Raw genomic sequence first — 3,196 nt, forward strand, 5'->3', positions numbered from 1 at the left:
ATCTTGATGTTTCAGGGTCGGTGGCCATCAACGGCACCGCTACCGCGCCGGTGGTCTTCACCTCCTACCAGGATGACAGCGCCGGCGGGGACACCAACGGCGACGGCGGGGCCAGCACCCCCGCCGCGGGGGACTGGTACGGCATCAGCCTGAGTACCGGGGCTTCCCTCACCGCCACCCGGCTCGACGCGCGTTACGGGACGGAACTGATCGCATCTGACGGTAACGCCACACTCCGGGACGTATATCTTCACGAGGCCACAACGTGCCTTCGCGCTTCAGGTTCAACGTCACTAACGGGCAAAGTTCTCAGATGTCCCGAAGGAGTCGTCGGAACCGGCGATTCGGCCGTGGACGCTCGAAATGTCGACTGGGGGACTCCCGCCGGGCCACCGCCGTTCGGAACCGGAACCGGCACAAGCGGTAACGTGATAGTGGCTCCCTGGGTCGGTTACGTAGCGCCGCCCCCAGCCGCCGAACCACCCGCCAGCGGATGGTCTCAGGCTGCGGCCTGCAGCCCCACCCTCGTCATTGCCCTCAGAGGGTCCGGCGAAACACCACAAGGCCCGCTCCAAGTGGAAACTGACCCGTCCCTGTACGATTCATTCTCCTTCGCCGAAGTGACGGCGGGCGCCGGTCAGGAGTTCAGGGGGCTGGGTCCGAAGGTTCAATCAATTCTGTCAGGTCAAGCGTTGATCAGTCCGGGAGTGGTCCAGAAACAATCCCCGGGGTTCCTGGACGACCTCCACCCGGACGATGCAGCTGCTACAAAGATCCTTCCCCTGATCTACCCAGCTGCACCGACTTCGGATCTGTCCAACTGGTGGCGGCAAGACCTAGATCCGATTGGCGGATTCCCAAACCCCTTCAATAGCTTCCTTTTCCTTCATCTCGACGCTTCAAAATTTGCCAGCTACATGAGCAGCGTCAGATCGGGGGCCTTGGAACTCCAAGAGCAGCTCATCAAGGCCACGAGTTCCTGCCCCAACCAAAAAATCCTCATCACCGGCTACTCTCAAGGAGCTATGGCCATCCAGTTGGCTCTCGCTGACCTCCAAACGCGACCAGGCGTCGGGAGAGGCGTGATCGAAAGTGGCCTGATCAAGGGGGTCATGCTCCTGGCCAACCCTCTAGAGAATCCGAACAGCCCGATCGGAACCTACCTTGGAACCGGCACCGGAAAAGGCTTGATTACGTGGCTCAACGATGTCCCCGGTGTCACGAGCCTGGGGAAGCTGCTGTTGGGCTACGACATGAAGGCGGCCTACCCGTCCAGCCTGGAAGGAGTTACGGTTAGCTACTGCACAAACAATGACATCATGTGCTCGCCCAACAGCGTCGACAAAGATGCTATGACCAAGGTACACACCGGATATACTCCAACGGGCGTCCGAGAGCTCGGAGTCTGGGCGGCAACACGCTACTACGAGTAACCCCTCTACGATACACAGCATTTGTGTGGCAATCGCGAACCGTCTCGGTAATCATGCCACCGTCTTGTTGGCGCCGTCGTCGGGTAACGAGCCGATTTCTCGAGCAATGTATGTCTGCTTGAATTCCTCGGGGGTTTGGTGTTGTAGGGCAGAATGCAGGCGTTGGTTGCTGCACCAGTGGACCCGTTCGAAGACGCTCTCCATCGCGGCGATTTCGGTCTCCAATGCCCCCGCAACGGAACGGTGAATCCGTCGTGACGGCCTCGTTCCTGAACAGCTCTGACACAGTCTCCGCGGCGGCATTGTCATAGGCAATACCCACGCTTCCAATGGATGGCCCCAGATCCTTCAGGGCCTGGGTACCGGCGTAATGGATGGAGGTATCCTGGCTGCCGGCATCCGAATGATGGATCAGTCCCGCCGGTACCGAGCCCATGGTCTGCTCCCGCCGGCACGACGCCATCCCCAGCTAGGTGAATGACCAGAGCAACGTAGACAAGTTTGGAGTAGACCGGAATAGCGGTTGCGCTGCTCTAAATTCGGCTGAGTATGTCAACCTGATTCAGGACCACTGGGTGAACTACCGCAAGGCCGAGCCGGGCGGAAGGCCCCGCCGCTGAATCACATGTACGTCGATGAATGGGACGCGGCGTGGACAATCGAATTCATAGTTCCACTCACGGTGCTGACCAGGGGCATCGAACTGGACGAGGCGCCGAAGGACGTTCTGGCATGGGTTCTCCCGGGGCAGCCGCTGACGAAGGACTCGCTTACCGAGGGTGGTGTCGCGGCCTACATCCCCGACGGGCCGCAGGCCTAGATTCGGATTTGGCGTCGGGGGAGCAGGGGACGCCAGCCTTCACTGCTCAGGACAGTGTCTAGCGAAAGACCTTCCTTGGCCGAGTCTTCTCACCTAGCGGGAGTGTGCCGGGGCCGTGGGGTCCAGATCCTCTCCTATGTCCTATTAGCTCTTTTCCACGGCGCGGATGGCCCGGTCGAGCGCCTTCCTGGCTGCTTTCAATTCCTCGAGGATGTCCACGGTGCGGGTGGTGGCCTCAGTAGACACCACGCGGGCGCCGACGCCCTGCTCGGTTTCGATAAGTCCGTCTGCTACCAGTCTTTGCTGTGCCTGGCGGATGGTGTTCGGGCTCGCGACCTCATAGTAGCTCTGCAGCTGTGAAATCGGCGGGAGGAGCTGGCCCACTGGCCAGGTGCCTTCAGTAATTCGGTACTTCAGGTCGTCGTAGGCGGTCCGCCATTTCGCTTCGTTCATGACACGACCATATCAGGAAGGATTGTGTTATCAAGTGCACTTTTGTTGACTAGTTAACATAACATCCGCTATCGGCCTTCAGGCAGCGAATCACAGACTCCGGTAGTGACAGACTTCCGAGTCTTATGCGTTAGCGGTCAACCAAGGGCCGATCAACGACGGCCAGGGATTCGAGGACGAGGCCGCCGGAGTGCCATTTGATGGCTTGGGTCACGCCGTCAGCGGTCCGGTGGAGGGATGCAGCGATGCTGGAGGGGAGACCCGAGAGCGCGGTTTTCTGTCGCATGACAATGGTGTAGATCTCAGACCAGGTTATCCATGAGACACAGGACGGAATGGAGGCCAGCAGGCCCTCGTAGTTTTCGGCAGTCATTCCGGCGCGGGCACAGAGGGACTCAAGGCCCAGGGCAACACCAGCGTCGATCTCGTGGCGGCCATTGCCGGCGAGCTTGATGGGTGGGGGAGCGGTCAGGACCAGCAGGAGCAAGGG

4 protein-coding genes are annotated in these 3,196 nt (G+C 60.2%); 2 read left to right on the plus strand and 2 right to left on the minus strand.

The window, feature by feature from the left end; all coding sequences use genetic code 11:
• The coding region (locus AC1DHX_RS20465) for a cutinase family protein (RefSeq protein WP_476900441.1) at positions 1-1,433 on the plus strand (1,433 nt) is incomplete at its 5' end.
• A 625-nt stretch (positions 1,434-2,058) separates the two neighbouring features.
• Positions 2,059-2,253 (plus strand): hypothetical protein, encoded by a 195-nt coding sequence (locus AC1DHX_RS20470; RefSeq protein WP_476860526.1) that lies wholly within the window; start codon positions 2,059-2,061, stop codon positions 2,251-2,253.
• Between the two features lie 144 nt (positions 2,254-2,397).
• On the opposite strand, the gene AC1DHX_RS20475 is transcribed toward AC1DHX_RS20470, so the two are convergent.
• Together AC1DHX_RS20475 and AC1DHX_RS20480 are read right to left on the minus strand one after the other, a co-directional pair.
• Entirely contained in the window at positions 2,398-2,706 is a 309-nt protein-coding gene (locus AC1DHX_RS20475) for a winged helix-turn-helix domain-containing protein (protein WP_476860527.1), read from the minus strand.
• A gap of 130 nt (positions 2,707-2,836) precedes the next feature.
• A partial coding sequence (locus tag AC1DHX_RS20480) for a hypothetical protein (protein ID WP_476900442.1) occupies positions 2,837-3,196 on the minus strand: 360 nt, incomplete at its 5' end.

The organism is Arthrobacter sp. 05N33_2, assembly GCF_056397425.1.

Excerpts from the sequence above, each read along its gene's own strand:
- AC1DHX_RS20470 (WP_476860526.1), top strand. The coding sequence starts at position 2,059 with ATGTACGTCGATGAATGGGACGCGGCGTGGACAATCGAATTCATAGTT.
- AC1DHX_RS20475 (WP_476860527.1), bottom strand. The coding sequence starts at position 2,706 with ATGAACGAAGCGAAATGGCGGACCGCCTACGACGACCTGAAGTACCGA.